We start from the raw sequence: 12,986 nt of genomic DNA, 5'->3' as shown, positions 1-12,986 counted from the left end.
GACCTCGAACCAACCCCATTAGCCGCAAGATCATTCAGGGGTCTGACCCAGCGGGTCAGACCCCGGTTTACCGGTTTTAGAGGAGTCGACGATGCGCAAACAATTCCTTTGTGGACTGGTCCTGGCCAGTGCCGGCGCCATTGCGCACGAGGCCCCCATCGACAAGCTGTCCTGGCTAGCCGGCTGCTGGTCGCACACCGGCGCCGAAAAAGGCTCCGTTGAAATGTGGACCCTGCCAGCTGGCGGCACCATGCTGGGCGTGGCCCGCACGGTAAAAAACGGCAAGACAGTCGAGTGGGAACACACCATGATCCGCGAAACCGAGCCGGGCATCTGGGCCTATGTGGCCAAGCCAAGCCGTCAACTCGAAGCGGCCTTCCCGATCAAGTCGATCGGCGATGGCGAGGTGATCTTTGAAAACCCGCAGCATGACTTCCCGCAGCGGATCATTTACAAGCGCGATGGCGCCGATGGCATCAAGGCGCGCATCGAAGGTGTCTCGAAAGGCAAGGAAAAAGCCTTTGATTACCCTATGCAGCGGACGCAGTGTCCGAATGGAGGGTGAGGCGGGCACAAGGACATTGGCAGCGCAAGGCTGCCGTTGTCGCACCCGGCCTCGATCGGGACTTTGCGGGGGGAAGCAGCTGAACTGCCCTCCCCCTCGACTCAGAAGCTAGCCTTCACGCCCAGGTTGACCGCGCCTTTGCGGCGGCCCTGGTCGATATCGTTCTTGCCGAAGTGCTCGTACTCCAGCACGCCCGAGACTTTCTCGGTGAAGGCGTATTCAGCGCCAACCGAAGCGTACAGCGCGTTACGGCTGCTATCGCCGTTGTACGCGGAAGCCAGGCCGGTGGCATTTACGTCATTCTTGTTGTGGGCGATACCCAGCTTGCCGGTCAGCGCCACCTGCTGGTTGATCGGGAAAGTGCCCTTGCCAGCCAGGTAGAAGGACTTGGCCTTGCCTTCGATGCTGCCGGTGCCTGCGCCGGTGGTGTAGTTGTACGACTGCTTGCCGAAGTCTACATAGCCGGCTTCCACGCCCCAGGTCTTGTCGATCTGCACGCCGCCAAAGATCTTGCCACCGTACTCCGTGGATTTCTTATTGCCGTCACTGGTGTCATTCGGCAAGGTGTACTTGTTCGAGTTGGCCACGACGCCTGCACCGATGTACGGCTTCAGCTCTTGCGCCTGGACGGAGGCCGCGCCGAGGGCAACGGCGGAAGTGATGAGTGCGAATGCGATTTTTTTCATGTTCGTGATCTTTCAGCAAAAGTAAGTCGGACTTGCTTGGGATCGCGCTTCGTCTGTGGAAGTGCGATGGAAAGCACGATAACACTGCCAAAAGTTCAAGGGGGAGACGAACTGGTAAGAATTGTGTGATTTTGTAAGCAGCCTTGAAATACCAATGTTCAGCTCAAAATGAGCGAACTTGGCTTCAGATAAGCCGAAATGTCAGATTGATACGCGGGCCACAGGGTGTTCGCGCCTTATTGATGCCATGCCGCCAGCAATGCTGGAGTTTTCCCGCCATGAGCAACAGGCTGCCGTCGGTCAGGTCGATCTTGACGGTTTTGGGCTGCTTCTTGTGCTTCAGGATAAAGGTGCGGGTGGCGCCGAAGCTGACCGAGGCGATCGCAGGCTGGGGGCCAAGTTCCGGCTCATCGTCACTGTGAAAGCCCATGCTGTCCTGCTCGTTTCGGTAATAGTTGAGCAGAACGCTGTTGAAGCGCTTGCCGCTGGCGGCTTCAATGGCGCGCTTGATTTCAAGCTGCAGGGGCGTGAAGGGCAGCGGCTCAAAGGTGCGGCCAGAATAGGTATAGCGCTGCTCGCCATACCAGGCGCTGAGCCTGGGCTGCGCCACTTCGCGACCGAACAGGAAAATGGTTTCTGCCTTCCATGCCGTTTCATCGAGCAGCCTTTGCATCACTTCTGCGTTATCCACAGCAAGCGGAAGCTGCCGCATGAAATACAGCTCGCCGTCCTCGATCGGGATGGGCAATAATTCGGCTTCAGCAGAAAACAGGTCCATAGGCGTTATCATATAACGATGAACAAACGTCAATTCCTCGGTGCCGTGGCAGCGGCCGGCGCCCTCCCCTCATTAGGCGCCGCTGCTCCCAAAGCTGAGCGCGGCCCGGCGCTGCTGACCGTAACCGGTGCAATTGCCAAGCCGAATCGCGGCAGCTTCGACCGTGTCGCCGACCAGATGATGCACCGCCAGCACCTGGCATTCGACAAAGCCTTCGCTTTCGATTTTGCCGCACTGGATGCGCTGCCCGCCGTCGCGATCAAGCCGACGCTGGAATACGACAACAAGCCGCATACCCTGTCCGGCCCGCTGCTGGTCGATGTGTTGAAAGCTGCCGGTGCGCAAGCCAGCGACAACAGCACGCTGATCCTGCGTGCGGTCGATGGCTATGCGGTGGCGGTGTCCGTGGCGCGCGCCCGGACGCAGCGCTTCATCGTTGCCACCCATCTGGATAGCGCCCCGATGGCGCTGGGCGGCCTCGGCCCGCTATGGGCGATTTACGATGCGGACCGGGTGCCGGAAATGGCGAGCAGGCCCGTGGGCGAACGCTTTACTACCTGCCCCTGGGCTCTGTATCACATCGAGGTTCAGGCGTAAGCTTCGGCCAGCGACATCACGCGCGGGGTGATCGCCACCCCGATATCGCCAAAAATCTTGTTGATGATGGCCATATTGGCTTCGGCTTCTTCCGCCTTCCAGCCGTTGAACAGGTCGGTGCCATCTTTCTGGAAGTGCAGGTCCAGCACCTTGCCGCGGTCCTTGTGGGTGTAGCCCGAGCTGTGCACCTGCTTGAAGCCGCCTGCAGCCAGTGCCTCGAGCACGGAAGTCGGCGGGTTATCCGGGTCGGTTGCCATGTACACGCCGAAGGTCTTGCCAGGCGGTTTGGCGGCAATATCGACTTCGTAAATGCCAGGCGCCTTGGTGACAGACGTGGATTTCAAAAATAACATAGCGTTCCCCTAGAACTGTGTGTGGCTTAGGTGGACAAGCTTATTGCTAACGACCAATTTTGTCACTCGCTGGAACTATCTTTTTGCTCGACCACAACAGAAGCTGGAGCAAAAAGCATTACCTGCTCTTCAACTATACTTTTGCACTGCTGATTTACAAGCCGGAAGATTAGTTAGGAGTCCTTGACATATTGCGTTTTGCCCATATACTTGGCGCATGGACACGACTTCGACCCGCATCATTTCCGCCATTTCCCGCATCGGCAGCGTGCTGCGCTCGGGCATGTGGGAATTTGCGACCAGCGAAAACCTGAACCCGGCGCAGGCTGAGATCCTGCAATTGCTGCATAGCCGGACACAGGGCGTGCGCTTGTCCTGGGTTGCGCGGCAACTCTCGATTTCGGCAGCCAGCGCCAGCGATTCGGTTGCGGCCCTGGTGGCGAAAGGGCTGGTCCGCAAAGCCCGCGCGCAGGACGATGGCCGTGCCACCGACCTGCATCTTACCGAGGATGGCCGGCAAATGGCGCAACGCATTGCGGGTGCCACCGCATTTGCCGACGAGGCAGTCGGCAAGTTGTCGCCGCAGGCGCAAGAACAATTGCTGGGCGGCTTGCTGCAGCTGATTGGACAGTTGCAGAAGACGGAACGCTTTCCGGAACTGCGCGCTTGCCTCTCTTGTAAATATTTCCAGCCTGACCGGCACCAGGATGACGCCGCCCCGCACCATTGCGGGCTGGTCGACGCTCCATTGTCGGTGGCGATGCTGCGCATTGATTGCCCGGACCACCAACCGGCCGATCCGGCGCAGCAGCTGAAGAATTGGCAGGCCCTGGCTTGAGGCCGGCCTTTTTTTTTGTCCTATTTAATTAGGACTCCTATTTTAATGAAAGGAGCTTCACCATGTCGCGCATTCCACTGAACACCAATGACTCCACCGGCCTGCTGGCCCAGATCCACCAGGCTTTTGGCGCCACGCCCAATATGTTCAAGGCGGTGTCCAACTCACCGGCTGCCCTGAAGAGTATGTGGGGTAGCTTCGGTGCCCTTGGCAGCGGCAAGCTCGACGCCAAACTGGGCGAGCAGATTGCCGTGGCGATCGCCGACCGCAACGATTGCGAATACTGCCTGGCGGCGCATACGGCACTGGGCCGCAAAGCCGGAGCCTCCGCCGACGAAATGAGCGCGGCACAAGCTGGCCAGTCGAGCGATCCAAAGACTGGCGCCGCATTGCGCTTCGCGATAGCAGTGGTCAGCAACCGGGCCAGGGTCGATGATGAACAGGTGGAAGAGCTGCGGGCGGTCGGCTTCAGCGATGAGGAAATCGTGGAGATCATGGCCCATGTGGCGCTGAACCTGTTCACCAATTATGTGAACGTCGCGTTCAAGGTGCCGGTCGATTTCCCCGGCGTGAAGCTGCGCGCAAAATGATGCGGCTAGATGCCTCGGCGTGGCTCAACGGGGCTGCGCCTGCCACCGACGGCAAGGTGGTCGCGGTGCATGCCTTCCAGATGCTGTGCCCGGGCTGCGTGGCGCACGGCGTTCCACAAGCCATGAAGATGCAGCAGGTGTTCCCTGAACTGGTGGTGATTGGCCTGCACAGCGTCTTCGAACATCACGACGTGATGACCCCGCAGGCGCTGGAAGTGTTCATCCATGAATACCGCTTGCCGTTTCCGGTGGCGGTCGACAAGCCGGTTCCCGGCTCGCCCGTGCCGGCCACCATGCAGCACTACGCGCTGCGCGGCACGCCCAGCCTGCTGCTGTTCGACCGCGAAGGACGCTTGCGGCTGAACCATTTCGGCAGGATCGACGACATGGTGCTGGGAGGGGTGATCGGACGCCTGCTGGCCGAACAGCCAGGGAGTTTGGCGAAAGATGGTGCGCAGCACGGCGACGGCGCGGCCTGCGATGCCAACGGCTGCGCGCGAGCCGGGTAGACGGGTCAGGCGCGGCCCCGGTCCGCCGCCGGCGCGCCGGAACGCTTCGCCAGCTCAGGGCTTGCCGGCCCGTTTGCGCTCGGCCAGTGCGCTGGTTGGGGGCACCAGCGCACGGTATAGCTGGCCCGTCTCTGCGTCCCATGCCATCACGGCATCCTGCTGGCGCAGTACGGTCGCCATGTCGCCGCGCGCTACCGGTCCGGTGAGCGCCGGCGCTGCGCCGAGGCGGAAAGCATTCTCCATCGACTCCAGCGCCAGCGGCCGCGCCAGTTCGCGCGCCACGGACTCCGGAATGCCAGCCGCCTGGTAGGCGCGCAGGGCCGCGTCAATCACAGTGACCAGGTAATTGCTCGCAAAAACGGCAGCTGCGTGGTACACGGTCTTCGCTGCCGGATCGATTTGCACCGCCCTGGCGCCGATCGCGGCCAGTGCAGGCAGCAAAACATCAAGCGCCTGCTGGTCGCCTTCGACGCCGCAGAAGGTGCCAGCGAAACCCGCTGCCACCGCATCGGCATCGGCAAAGCTGCGGATCGGATGCACGCTGGCGACATAGGCGCCTGCTGCGCGCGCCGCGTGCAGGCGGTCGGATGCCAGCGCACCGCTGCAATGAAATACCACGGCTCCCTGCAGCGGCACGGCAGCCGCCAATGCTTCGCAGGCAGGAACGATCTGGTCGTCAGTCACGGACAGCATGAACACGTCGGCCGGCCGCAGCCCGGCATATGAGGCCCCGCCATGTCCGCTGCCGATGAAAGCGGCCGCCCGCGCCGCGCTATCGGCCGAGCGGGACAGCACATCCTGCACCGTGAACGCGCCGGCCGCCGAAAACAGGCGACCCAGGACGCTGCCGACGTGGCCGCCGCCAATGACGGTCAATCCACGCATCAGAAACTCGACCCTGGCTGCTTGAGGAACTCCACTTCTTCCGGCGTCGATTCGCGGCCCAGGATGGCGTTGCGATGCGGGAAGCGTCCGAAGCGGCGTATCACCTCGTAGTGCTTCTTGGCGTAATCCAGCATGCCTGCGTAGCCCGGCGCATCCGCAGCCAGCATTTCAAACAGGTCCACGCAGCGCATTTGCATCGACAGGTTCTCCGAATGCTCGAGCGGCATATACGAGAACGCGCGCTGCGCCGGCGGCAAGGTCTGGTTGGCGCCCGAATCGTCCAGCACCTTGGCCGCCTCCAGCGCCAGCTCATCACCGGCAAAGGCCTTCGGCGTGCCGCGATAGACGTTGCGCGTGAACTGGTCCAGCACGATGATGCGCGCCAGGGTACCTTGCGTGCCCTCGTCGTCCCACTGCCGCAGGCCGCCCAGCAGCCCCTGCTCTATCACGTCGCCGAACTGCTGGAAGATCGCGCGGTCGAATGCATCGTCCTTGCGCCACCACTCGGGGCGCTGCATATTGTGGCCCCTGGCGCCGATGGGGAGGAACCAGAAATCGAGAACGTCTTGTGAATGGATGACCAAACCTGCCTCCTAGTTGCGTGCGTGGGTAACCTGGAAGCTGTCGATGCCTTCGTAATGGGTCATCTCTTCCGCGATGCGCGACAGCGGCGATCCGCTGCGCTTGCTCAGTGCCAGCGCGACGAAGCGCCATTCCAGCTTGCCCTGGTCCATGCCGATGGTCAGAGAACCGCCGGCGATCTGGTAGCCGCGTTCCAGCGCCATGGCGCGCAGCTGGTCTTCCTTCGGCTCGAAGCCTGGCTTGAAGCGCATGGTGATCGCGATTGCATGGCGCGACGGCAGCCACGCTTCAACCTTGGACAGGAAGATCATGGACATCGCGCACAGGAAGGCCAGGCCCATGGCTCCCAGGTAGAACCCCAGTCCGACTGCCACGCCTATCACCGACGAGGCCCAGATCGACGCCGCCGTCGTCAGGCCGGAAATATTGAAGCCTTCGCGCATGATGACACCCGCGCCAAGGAAGCCGATGCCAGTCACGATGCCCTGCACCACACGGGTCGGGTCAGTGCCGACCAGCTCGGACATATGGCCGCCAAACCAGAGCGAGGGGTAGCCGCACACCACGGTCAGCGCCGCCGACGCCATGCATACCAGCCCATAGGTGCGCATGCCCGCCGCTCGCCCGTGGTAGGAGCGCTCATAGCCGACCAGCAGGCCAAGCAGCAACGCGCCGATCAGGTTCATCAGGATCACGAGATTGGTCGCCAGTTCGCCGGACGACCAGTAAGCACGCAGGAAATCTATGCTGGGCATAGCTGCCTCACTTATGGTTTTGGTGTTTTCTTGGCTGCGAGCTGCTTTTCGAATGCTACATCGAGTTTGCTGACGCGTTTTACTTTTTGCGGGCCCTGCGCATTGACGAAGGCCACAAAATCATCCAGCTCCATCGGAGCGCAAAGCGGCGGCTGGCCCGGCCCTTCCGTCAGGAAGAAATGGCCGCTGCCGGTCATGGTCAGCGAATAGGACTGGTTGCCGGAGCGCTCTTTCAGGCGCGCCAGCGCGTTGGATGCCTTGGTGGATCGGCTCATATTGCCTCCGTCCTTTCATTCAGCCAGCGCAACGAATCGCCGCTGACATGCCGGGACAGTCGTTGGCGCACGGTGGCGTGGTATTCGTTCAGCCAGCGCACTTCATCCTCGCGCAGCAGGGATTTGTCGATGCAGCGCGTGTCGATCGGGCACAGGGTCAGGGTCTCAAATCCCAGGAATTCGCCAAATTCCGATTCTGCCGCCGGTACGTTCAGCACCAGGTTTTCAATGCGGATACCCCACTTGCCAGGACGGTAGATGCCCGGCTCGTTGGAGGTGATCATGCCTGGCTCCATGGCCGTATGCGCATCCGGCGGCGTCGAGGGCGAAATCGACTGCGGGCCTTCGTGGACATTGAGGAAATAGCCGACACCATGGCCGGTACCGTGGCCGAAATCGATGCCGGCAGCCCACAGCGGCGCACGAGCAATCGCATCCAGCATCGGCGATTTCACGCCGCGCGGGAACCGGGCAACGGACAACGCCATCATGCCTTTCAGGACCAGGGTGAAGTCGCGCCTGTGCTGCTGCGTGATGACGCCGACCGGCACCACGCGGGTAATGTCAGTGGTGCCGCCAGTGTACTGGCCGCCGGAATCGAGCAGCAGCAAGCCATTGCCTTCAACCACGGCACTGCCTTGTGCCGGCGCGCGGTAATGCATGATCGCGCCGTTGGCATTGAAGCCTGCGATGGTGCCGAAGCTTGGGCTGACGAATCCAGGACGGCGGCGGCGAGCTTCCAGCAAGTGCTGGCCGATGGCGTACTCGGTCAGCGGTTCGCGCTTCGGATCGGCCAGGGTTTGTTCGAGCCAGCTGAAGAATTCGCACAAGGCAGCGCCATCCTGCTCCATCGTCGCGCGCACATGTTCCGCTTCATGTTCGGTCTTGCGGGATTTTGCGAAGGTGGTTGGATTGACCGCTTCAATAATTCTCACACTGTCCGGTACCGCCTGGCGAGTGCCGAACGTGATGCGGCGCGGGTCCAGCAGCAGCGTGCTGCCGGCTGGCAGCGTAGCCAGAGCCTGAGCTGCCTCCTCGTATGGCTCTACGAAGACGTTGTCGGCCGCCAGCAGGCCCGCCAGGCCCGGCTCAATCTTGCCGGCGCCGACGAAGAGCATGGCGCGATCCTGGTCGACCAGCGCGTGCGACAGGAAGATCGGGTTGTAATTGACGTCCGAGCCGCGTAGGTTGAACAGGTAGGCGATATCGTCCAGCGTCGAGATGATGTGATGGGCCGCGCCCTGGCGCGTCATCTCCGCCCGCAACGCCGCCAGCTTGGCCGCGCGCGTCTTGTCGGCAAATGGCCGCTGGTGCTCGTAGACCGGAGCGTCAGGCAAGCCGGGACGATCGGTCCACACTTCATCCAGCAAATCGAGGTCGGTGCGGAAGGCAATGCCGCGCGCCTGCAGCAGGCGAGCGATCGAGAGGCCAAGAACTGCGCCATCGACCGCCAGCACTTGGCCGGGCTTCAAGGTCTCGGCCAACCAGTCAACGTACTGCACGCTGGCGCCCGATGAAATTTTCATCAGTTTGACACCAGTTCCGGCCAGCTCCGCTTCCGCCTGCGTCCAATAACGGCCATCTGTCCAGACGCCCGCGAAATCCTGGGTGACGATGAAGGTGCCGACCGAGCCGGTAAATCCCGACAGCCATTCCCGCCCTTGCCAGCGCGCCGGCAAATACTCGGACAAATGGGGATCGGAGGATGGGACCATGCAAGCATCAACCTGATGGCGGCGCATTGCCGCGCGCATGGATTCAAGTCTGGTGCGGATTGATTCTTTCATAGCGCAATCATACCCCGATTGAGCCATAATGCCCGGCGGCCGCTGCTTTCAGGCGGCAATGGAGAGAGAGAATTGATTCCTGAAGATGTACGCGCAGAGATTATGCGCCGGCTTGCGGCTGCCGAAGCCGAACATGATGTGCGTATCCTGCTGGCAGTAGAGTCCGGCAGCCGTGCCTGGGGCTTTGCCTCACCGAATAGCGATTACGACGTGCGCTTTATTTACGCGCACCCGCGCGACTGGTATGTCGCAGTCGACTTGGAAGAGAAACGCGATGTCATTGAATACAAGATCGTCGATGAGATCGATATCAATGGCTGGGATATTCGCAAGGCTTTACGCCTGTTCCGCCGTTCGAATCCAGCATTTGTGGAATGGATCCAATCGCCAATCCTGTACCGTTCCCACGGCGGTTTCGCCGACGGTGCTCGTGCGTTGCTGCCGAGCGTGTATTCCGGCGAGAACGGCATTTACCACTACCAGAGCATGGCAAAGACCAACTATCGCGGCTATCTGCGTGCCGATATGGTTCCTTTGAAGAAGTATTTCTACGTGCTGCGTCCCTTGCTGTCCGTGCGTTGGCTCGAACGTTATGGCACTCCAGCGCCTATTGAATTCGACAAGCTGCTGCATTTGCTGGAAGGCGAGACGGAACTTCTGGAGGCAATCGCGGCGCTACTGGAGAAAAAGAAGGGTGCGCCGGAAATGGGACTGTCCGAGCCGGTGCCGTGCCTTAACCGGTTCATCGAAGCGGAACTCGTCCGCCTTGAACGACCGGATGTCGTCCGCTTCCGAAGCAGCGACGTCAATGCAGAACTGAACCAGCTATTCCACGCCGTCCTCGCCGAACAGCGCTAAAGCCTGCCCCCGGGCGGCAGGCCACCACCCGCCTGCCGCTCAACCAATCACCAGCAACTTGCAACAAGCAAGAATCTCCGCACGATTGGAATTCCAAAAGTTAGCTTTTTACTACTTTGTGCTAGCATCCTTTCGCCAATAAATTATTGCCCAATGACAACTAAATAGCGGCCCATTGCGGGCTTTTTTTTATGAATCTGCTCGACCTCGCCGGCTTATCCGCCGCTTTCAGTGAAGCCAACCGCCCGATCCGCCTGCGCCTGGGATCAGAGAATGAAGTCCTGGACGACGCCCTCATGGTCCAGCGCGTAACCGGTGTTGAAACGATGTGCGGCGACGGCATCGAGTACCGCCTCCTTTGCGTTTCGACCCAAGCTGGACTGCCCATCAAGCAATTCATCGCATTACCCGTCGAAGTACAGTTCGTCACCGCCGACGGCACGCTGCGCTCGGTATGCGGCCTGGTGCAAAGCGCTTCCGAAGGGCAAAGCGATGGCGGCTTCGCGACCTACCAACTGGTGGTACGCGATGCGCTCGCCATGATGGAGCTGCGCACCAATACGCGCGTCTTCCTCGACATGAGTGAAACCGACATCATCCAGAGACTGGTCAGCGAGTGGCGCCACCGCAACCCTGTGCTGGCACGCTCTTTCGACATCGACCTGTCCGGTGTGGTTGGCAACCACCCTTCGCGCGCCTTCACCATGCAGTTCCAGGAATCAGACTCGCAATTCCTGAAAAGGCTGATGAAACGACGCGGAATCGCCTGGTTCATTCGCCCCGGTCAATCCAGCGAAACCGGCAGCGACGACATGCCAAACCATACCCTCGTCTTGTTCGACAATGTATGGCAGCTGCCAGAACCAGGTACCATACCATGGCGCTATCACCGGGCAGACGGCACAGAAAAGGCCGACGCCATCAACGCCTGGAGTGCGGAACGCACGCTCGCCCCCGGTGCCAGCACCCGGCATAGCTGGGATTACAAGGCCGCGCGTATGGCAAGCCACCAAGCCGACACCCTGCTTGACCAAGGCACGCTGGGCAACCAATTCGCGGAAGCGGTCACCGACAGCTGGATTGACCCGCCGCATATGGGCAAGGACGGCGAGGACTTCGCCTTCCTGACCCGACTGCGCACCCAACACCACGAGTACAAGAGCAAACGCTTTTATGCCGAATCGGACCAGCGCAGCGCCTGCGTCGGCGTCACGTTCAGCATGAGCGGGCATTCCGAGATCGACAGCCACGCCCCGGAAGAACGCGAATTCGTCATCACCGAACTGCATGTCGTTGCAGAAAACAACCTGCCCAAGACCCTCGGCGACAAGGTGCAACGCTTGTTTGCGGTCAACGGCTGGCACGCATCGACGTCCGCCAGCTTTGACCCATCCACCTTGGCGCAAGCCAGCGACGAACGGGTCGCCCGCTACAGCAATCGCTTCACCTGCGTTCGTCGCGGGATTCCGATCGTACCGGCCTACGATCCAAGGGTAGACCTGCCGCCGACCCATCCGATGAGCGCCATCGTCGTTGCCGATGAGGGCGAGGAAATCAGTTGCAATGAACTGGGCTGCACCAAGGTCAGGATTCTCGGCTGCACAATCGAAGACCATGAACACGGCGCAGGCGCGTCCGGCACAGCGCGCGACTCAGCCTGGATACGCAACCTTAGCGGCTGGGCCAGCAATGGCTACGGCATGATCGCCTTATGCCGCGCCGGCGATGAAGTCATACTCCAATTCCTGGACGGGAACTGCGACCGGCCCGTCATTACCAATCGCGCCCACAACGGCAACGCCCCACCACCAACCTTCAGCCATGTAGGCAGCCTGCCCGGCAACTTCGCCCTGTCCGGCATCAAAAGCAAGGAATTCGGCGGGAGCCGCTACAACCAGTTGCGCCTGGACGATACGCGGGGCCAGATCAGCGCCCAACTGGCAAGCGAACATTGGCACAGCGAAGTAAACCTTGGCTATTTGACGCAACCGCGGAGCGATGGCAAAGGTGAGCCGCGCGGTGAAGGCTATGAACTGGCTAGCGAAGCAGCTGGCGCCCTGCGCGCGTGCTCATTGCTGCTGACCACGGAACAGCAGAAGAGTGCCGGCGGCACGCAGTTGATGCGCGACGCCATCATTCAGGTGCTGAGTGCCGCCCTCGAGCAAGTTCAGCGCCAGGGAGAATACGCGGCGGAGGTCGAGGCCAACCTGCCGGAAACGGGACATGACAACAAGCAGGTCGACGATGACAGCAAGCCTGGCGCACAGGCACACGCTGGGCACCAAACCCAGCTAAAAGAGGCAGTCGACAACCTGGAGCGCGGCTTCAACACCGACCCCGACGGCAAAAGCGGTGAAGGGGACCAACACGGCAAGCAAGGCATCCTCATGCTTGGCTCAACTGCCGGTACCGCATTGACCAGCCAGCAAAGCATCACCGTGGCCGCCAACACCAACCTTGACCAGGTCGCGCAACGCGATATGAACCAGACGACCGGCCGGCGCTGGATTCATAACGCTGCAGAGTCGATCAGCCTGTTCGTATCCGGCACAAAGGCGAAGCTGAAGGATACCTTCAAGATCATCGCCGCCAAAGGGAACGTGAAGTTGCAGGCCCAGGACGGAGAAATCAATGCTACGGCGCAAAAGGACCTCACCATCACCAGCGTCGATGGCCGCGTGGTGATCCAGGCGCCGGAGGAAATCCTGCTGATGGCGGGGGGATCTTATATCCGGATCGGCAAGGATCTCGAGGCAGGAAGCCCGCAAAACATGCTGCTCAAGGCCGCGAAGTACGCTATGACCGGCGCAGCCAGCAAGTCGGCAGACATAGCAGAGCCACCGAAAGGCAACGAAAAGATGTGCGCTATGCAGTCGGCGAGCGCTGTCGCCAACGATGGCGCTCTAGTTCCAATCAACTGATATCGAA

General features: G+C 61.0%; 15 protein-coding genes. 7 read left to right on the top strand and 8 right to left on the bottom strand.

Annotated elements, in window-relative coordinates; translation table 11 throughout:
• Nucleotides 1-91 precede the first annotated feature (91 nt).
• Nucleotides 92-565 carry a DUF6265 family protein gene (locus ACN9MY_RS02435; RefSeq protein WP_426167136.1) on the top strand — a complete coding sequence of 158 codons (474 nt, stop codon included), beginning with the start codon at nt 92-94 and terminating at the stop codon, nt 563-565.
• Nucleotides 566-666: 101 nt separating this feature from the next.
• Here ACN9MY_RS02435 and ACN9MY_RS02430 read toward each other — a convergent pair whose 3' ends face one another.
• Both ACN9MY_RS02430 and ACN9MY_RS02425 read right to left on the bottom strand, forming a co-directional pair.
• On the bottom strand, nt 667-1,251 hold the full coding sequence (locus ACN9MY_RS02430; RefSeq protein ID WP_426336806.1) for a porin family protein: 585 nt from the start codon (nt 1,249-1,251) through the stop codon (nt 667-669).
• Nucleotides 1,252-1,435: 184 nt separating this feature from the next.
• Nucleotides 1,436-2,029 carry an alpha-ketoglutarate-dependent dioxygenase AlkB family protein gene (locus tag ACN9MY_RS02425; protein ID WP_426320283.1) on the bottom strand — a complete coding sequence of 198 codons (594 nt, stop codon included), beginning with the start codon at nt 2,027-2,029 and terminating at the stop codon, nt 1,436-1,438.
• A gap of 18 nt (nt 2,030-2,047) precedes the next feature.
• On the opposite strand from ACN9MY_RS02425, the gene ACN9MY_RS02420 reads away from it, so the two are divergent.
• The gene (locus ACN9MY_RS02420; protein WP_426320281.1) at nt 2,048-2,626 is read left to right on the top strand and encodes a molybdopterin-dependent oxidoreductase; all 579 of its coding nucleotides are present in this window, start codon (nt 2,048-2,050) and stop codon (nt 2,624-2,626) included.
• Here ACN9MY_RS02420 and ACN9MY_RS02415 read toward each other — a convergent pair.
• Nucleotides 2,617-2,979, bottom strand: coding sequence for a hypothetical protein (locus tag ACN9MY_RS02415; RefSeq protein ID WP_426167128.1), 363 nt, complete (start codon nt 2,977-2,979; stop codon nt 2,617-2,619). The two genes, ACN9MY_RS02420 and ACN9MY_RS02415, sit on opposite strands and share 10 nt — an antisense overlap.
• 217 nt (nt 2,980-3,196) lie before the next feature.
• Here ACN9MY_RS02415 and ACN9MY_RS02410 point away from each other — a divergent pair, with 217 nt between their 5' ends.
• The 3 genes from ACN9MY_RS02410 to ACN9MY_RS02400 all read left to right on the top strand — a co-directional run bounded on the left by ACN9MY_RS02410 (nt 3,197) and on the right by ACN9MY_RS02400 (nt 4,916).
• The gene (locus tag ACN9MY_RS02410; RefSeq protein WP_426320279.1) at nt 3,197-3,817 is read left to right on the top strand and encodes a MarR family winged helix-turn-helix transcriptional regulator; all 621 of its coding nucleotides are present in this window, start codon (nt 3,197-3,199) and stop codon (nt 3,815-3,817) included.
• 62 nt (nt 3,818-3,879) lie between these two features.
• Entirely contained in the window at nt 3,880-4,407 is a 528-nt protein-coding gene (locus tag ACN9MY_RS02405) for a carboxymuconolactone decarboxylase family protein (RefSeq protein WP_426320277.1), read from the top strand.
• Nucleotides 4,404-4,916: a peroxiredoxin family protein gene (locus tag ACN9MY_RS02400; protein ID WP_426320275.1), complete on the top strand. Its 513-nt coding sequence runs from the start codon at nt 4,404-4,406 to the stop codon at nt 4,914-4,916. The genes ACN9MY_RS02405 and ACN9MY_RS02400 overlap by 4 nt, the downstream gene beginning before the upstream one ends.
• A gap of 54 nt (nt 4,917-4,970) precedes the next feature.
• On the opposite strand, the gene ACN9MY_RS02395 is transcribed toward ACN9MY_RS02400, so the two are convergent.
• Genes ACN9MY_RS02395 through ACN9MY_RS02375 form a run of 5 tightly spaced genes read right to left on the bottom strand, consistent with a single transcriptional unit; the run spans nt 4,971 to nt 9,200 of the window.
• Nucleotides 4,971-5,801 carry a Rossmann-like and DUF2520 domain-containing protein gene (locus ACN9MY_RS02395; RefSeq protein ID WP_426320273.1) on the bottom strand — a complete coding sequence of 277 codons (831 nt, stop codon included), beginning with the start codon at nt 5,799-5,801 and terminating at the stop codon, nt 4,971-4,973.
• Complete coding sequence (locus tag ACN9MY_RS02390) at nt 5,801-6,385, bottom strand: DUF924 family protein (protein ID WP_426320271.1); 585 nt, start codon at nt 6,383-6,385, stop codon at nt 5,801-5,803. The genes ACN9MY_RS02395 and ACN9MY_RS02390 overlap by 1 nt, the downstream gene beginning before the upstream one ends.
• A 9-nt stretch (nt 6,386-6,394) precedes the next feature.
• Entirely contained in the window at nt 6,395-7,138 is a 744-nt protein-coding gene (locus tag ACN9MY_RS02385) for an MgtC/SapB family protein (protein ID WP_426167116.1), read from the bottom strand.
• An 11-nt stretch (nt 7,139-7,149) separates the two neighbouring features.
• Nucleotides 7,150-7,413, bottom strand: a complete 264-nt coding sequence (locus tag ACN9MY_RS02380; protein ID WP_426320269.1) for a hypothetical protein — start codon at nt 7,411-7,413, stop codon at nt 7,150-7,152.
• Nucleotides 7,410-9,200: an aminopeptidase P family protein gene (locus ACN9MY_RS02375; RefSeq protein ID WP_426336805.1), complete on the bottom strand. Its 1,791-nt coding sequence runs from the start codon at nt 9,198-9,200 to the stop codon at nt 7,410-7,412. Before ACN9MY_RS02375 ends, ACN9MY_RS02380 begins: the two co-directional genes overlap by 4 nt.
• An 18-nt stretch (nt 9,201-9,218) precedes the next feature.
• Here ACN9MY_RS02375 and ACN9MY_RS02370 point away from each other — a divergent pair, with 18 nt between their 5' ends.
• Nucleotides 9,219-10,058 (top strand): nucleotidyltransferase domain-containing protein, encoded by an 840-nt coding sequence (locus ACN9MY_RS02370; protein ID WP_426320265.1) that lies wholly within the window; start codon nt 9,219-9,221, stop codon nt 10,056-10,058.
• 191 nt (nt 10,059-10,249) lie between these two features.
• Nucleotides 10,250-12,979, top strand: a complete 2,730-nt coding sequence (locus ACN9MY_RS02365; RefSeq protein ID WP_426336804.1) for a type VI secretion system Vgr family protein — start codon at nt 10,250-10,252, stop codon at nt 12,977-12,979.
• Nucleotides 12,980-12,986: the final 7 nt, after the last annotated feature.

The sequence above is a fragment of the Pseudoduganella sp. R-31 genome (assembly GCF_049913235.1).
Classification (GTDB): Bacteria; Pseudomonadota; Gammaproteobacteria; order Burkholderiales; family Burkholderiaceae_D; genus Rugamonas.
The sequence above is the reverse complement of the archived record's forward strand: the minus strand, read 5'-3'. Positions and strand labels throughout refer to the sequence as shown.

Coding starts and splice junctions, on each gene's coding strand:
- ACN9MY_RS02435 (WP_426167136.1), top strand. CDS start 92: ATGCGCAAACAATTCCTTTGTGGACTGGTCCTGGCCAGTGCCGGCGCC.
- ACN9MY_RS02430 (WP_426336806.1), bottom strand. CDS start 1,251: ATGAAAAAAATCGCATTCGCACTCATCACTTCCGCCGTTGCCCTCGGC.
- ACN9MY_RS02425 (WP_426320283.1), bottom strand. CDS start 2,029: ATGGACCTGTTTTCTGCTGAAGCCGAATTATTGCCCATCCCGATCGAG.
- ACN9MY_RS02420 (WP_426320281.1), top strand. CDS start 2,048: ATGAACAAACGTCAATTCCTCGGTGCCGTGGCAGCGGCCGGCGCCCTC.
- ACN9MY_RS02415 (WP_426167128.1), bottom strand. CDS start 2,979: ATGTTATTTTTGAAATCCACGTCTGTCACCAAGGCGCCTGGCATTTAC.
- ACN9MY_RS02410 (WP_426320279.1), top strand. CDS start 3,197: ATGGACACGACTTCGACCCGCATCATTTCCGCCATTTCCCGCATCGGC.
- ACN9MY_RS02405 (WP_426320277.1), top strand. CDS start 3,880: ATGTCGCGCATTCCACTGAACACCAATGACTCCACCGGCCTGCTGGCC.
- ACN9MY_RS02400 (WP_426320275.1), top strand. CDS start 4,404: ATGATGCGGCTAGATGCCTCGGCGTGGCTCAACGGGGCTGCGCCTGCC.
- ACN9MY_RS02395 (WP_426320273.1), bottom strand. CDS start 5,801: ATGCGTGGATTGACCGTCATTGGCGGCGGCCACGTCGGCAGCGTCCTG.
- ACN9MY_RS02385 (WP_426167116.1), bottom strand. CDS start 7,138: ATGCCCAGCATAGATTTCCTGCGTGCTTACTGGTCGTCCGGCGAACTG.
- ACN9MY_RS02380 (WP_426320269.1), bottom strand. CDS start 7,413: ATGAGCCGATCCACCAAGGCATCCAACGCGCTGGCGCGCCTGAAAGAG.
- ACN9MY_RS02375 (WP_426336805.1), bottom strand. CDS start 9,200: ATGAAAGAATCAATCCGCACCAGACTTGAATCCATGCGCGCGGCAATG.
- ACN9MY_RS02365 (WP_426336804.1), top strand. CDS start 10,250: ATGAATCTGCTCGACCTCGCCGGCTTATCCGCCGCTTTCAGTGAAGCC.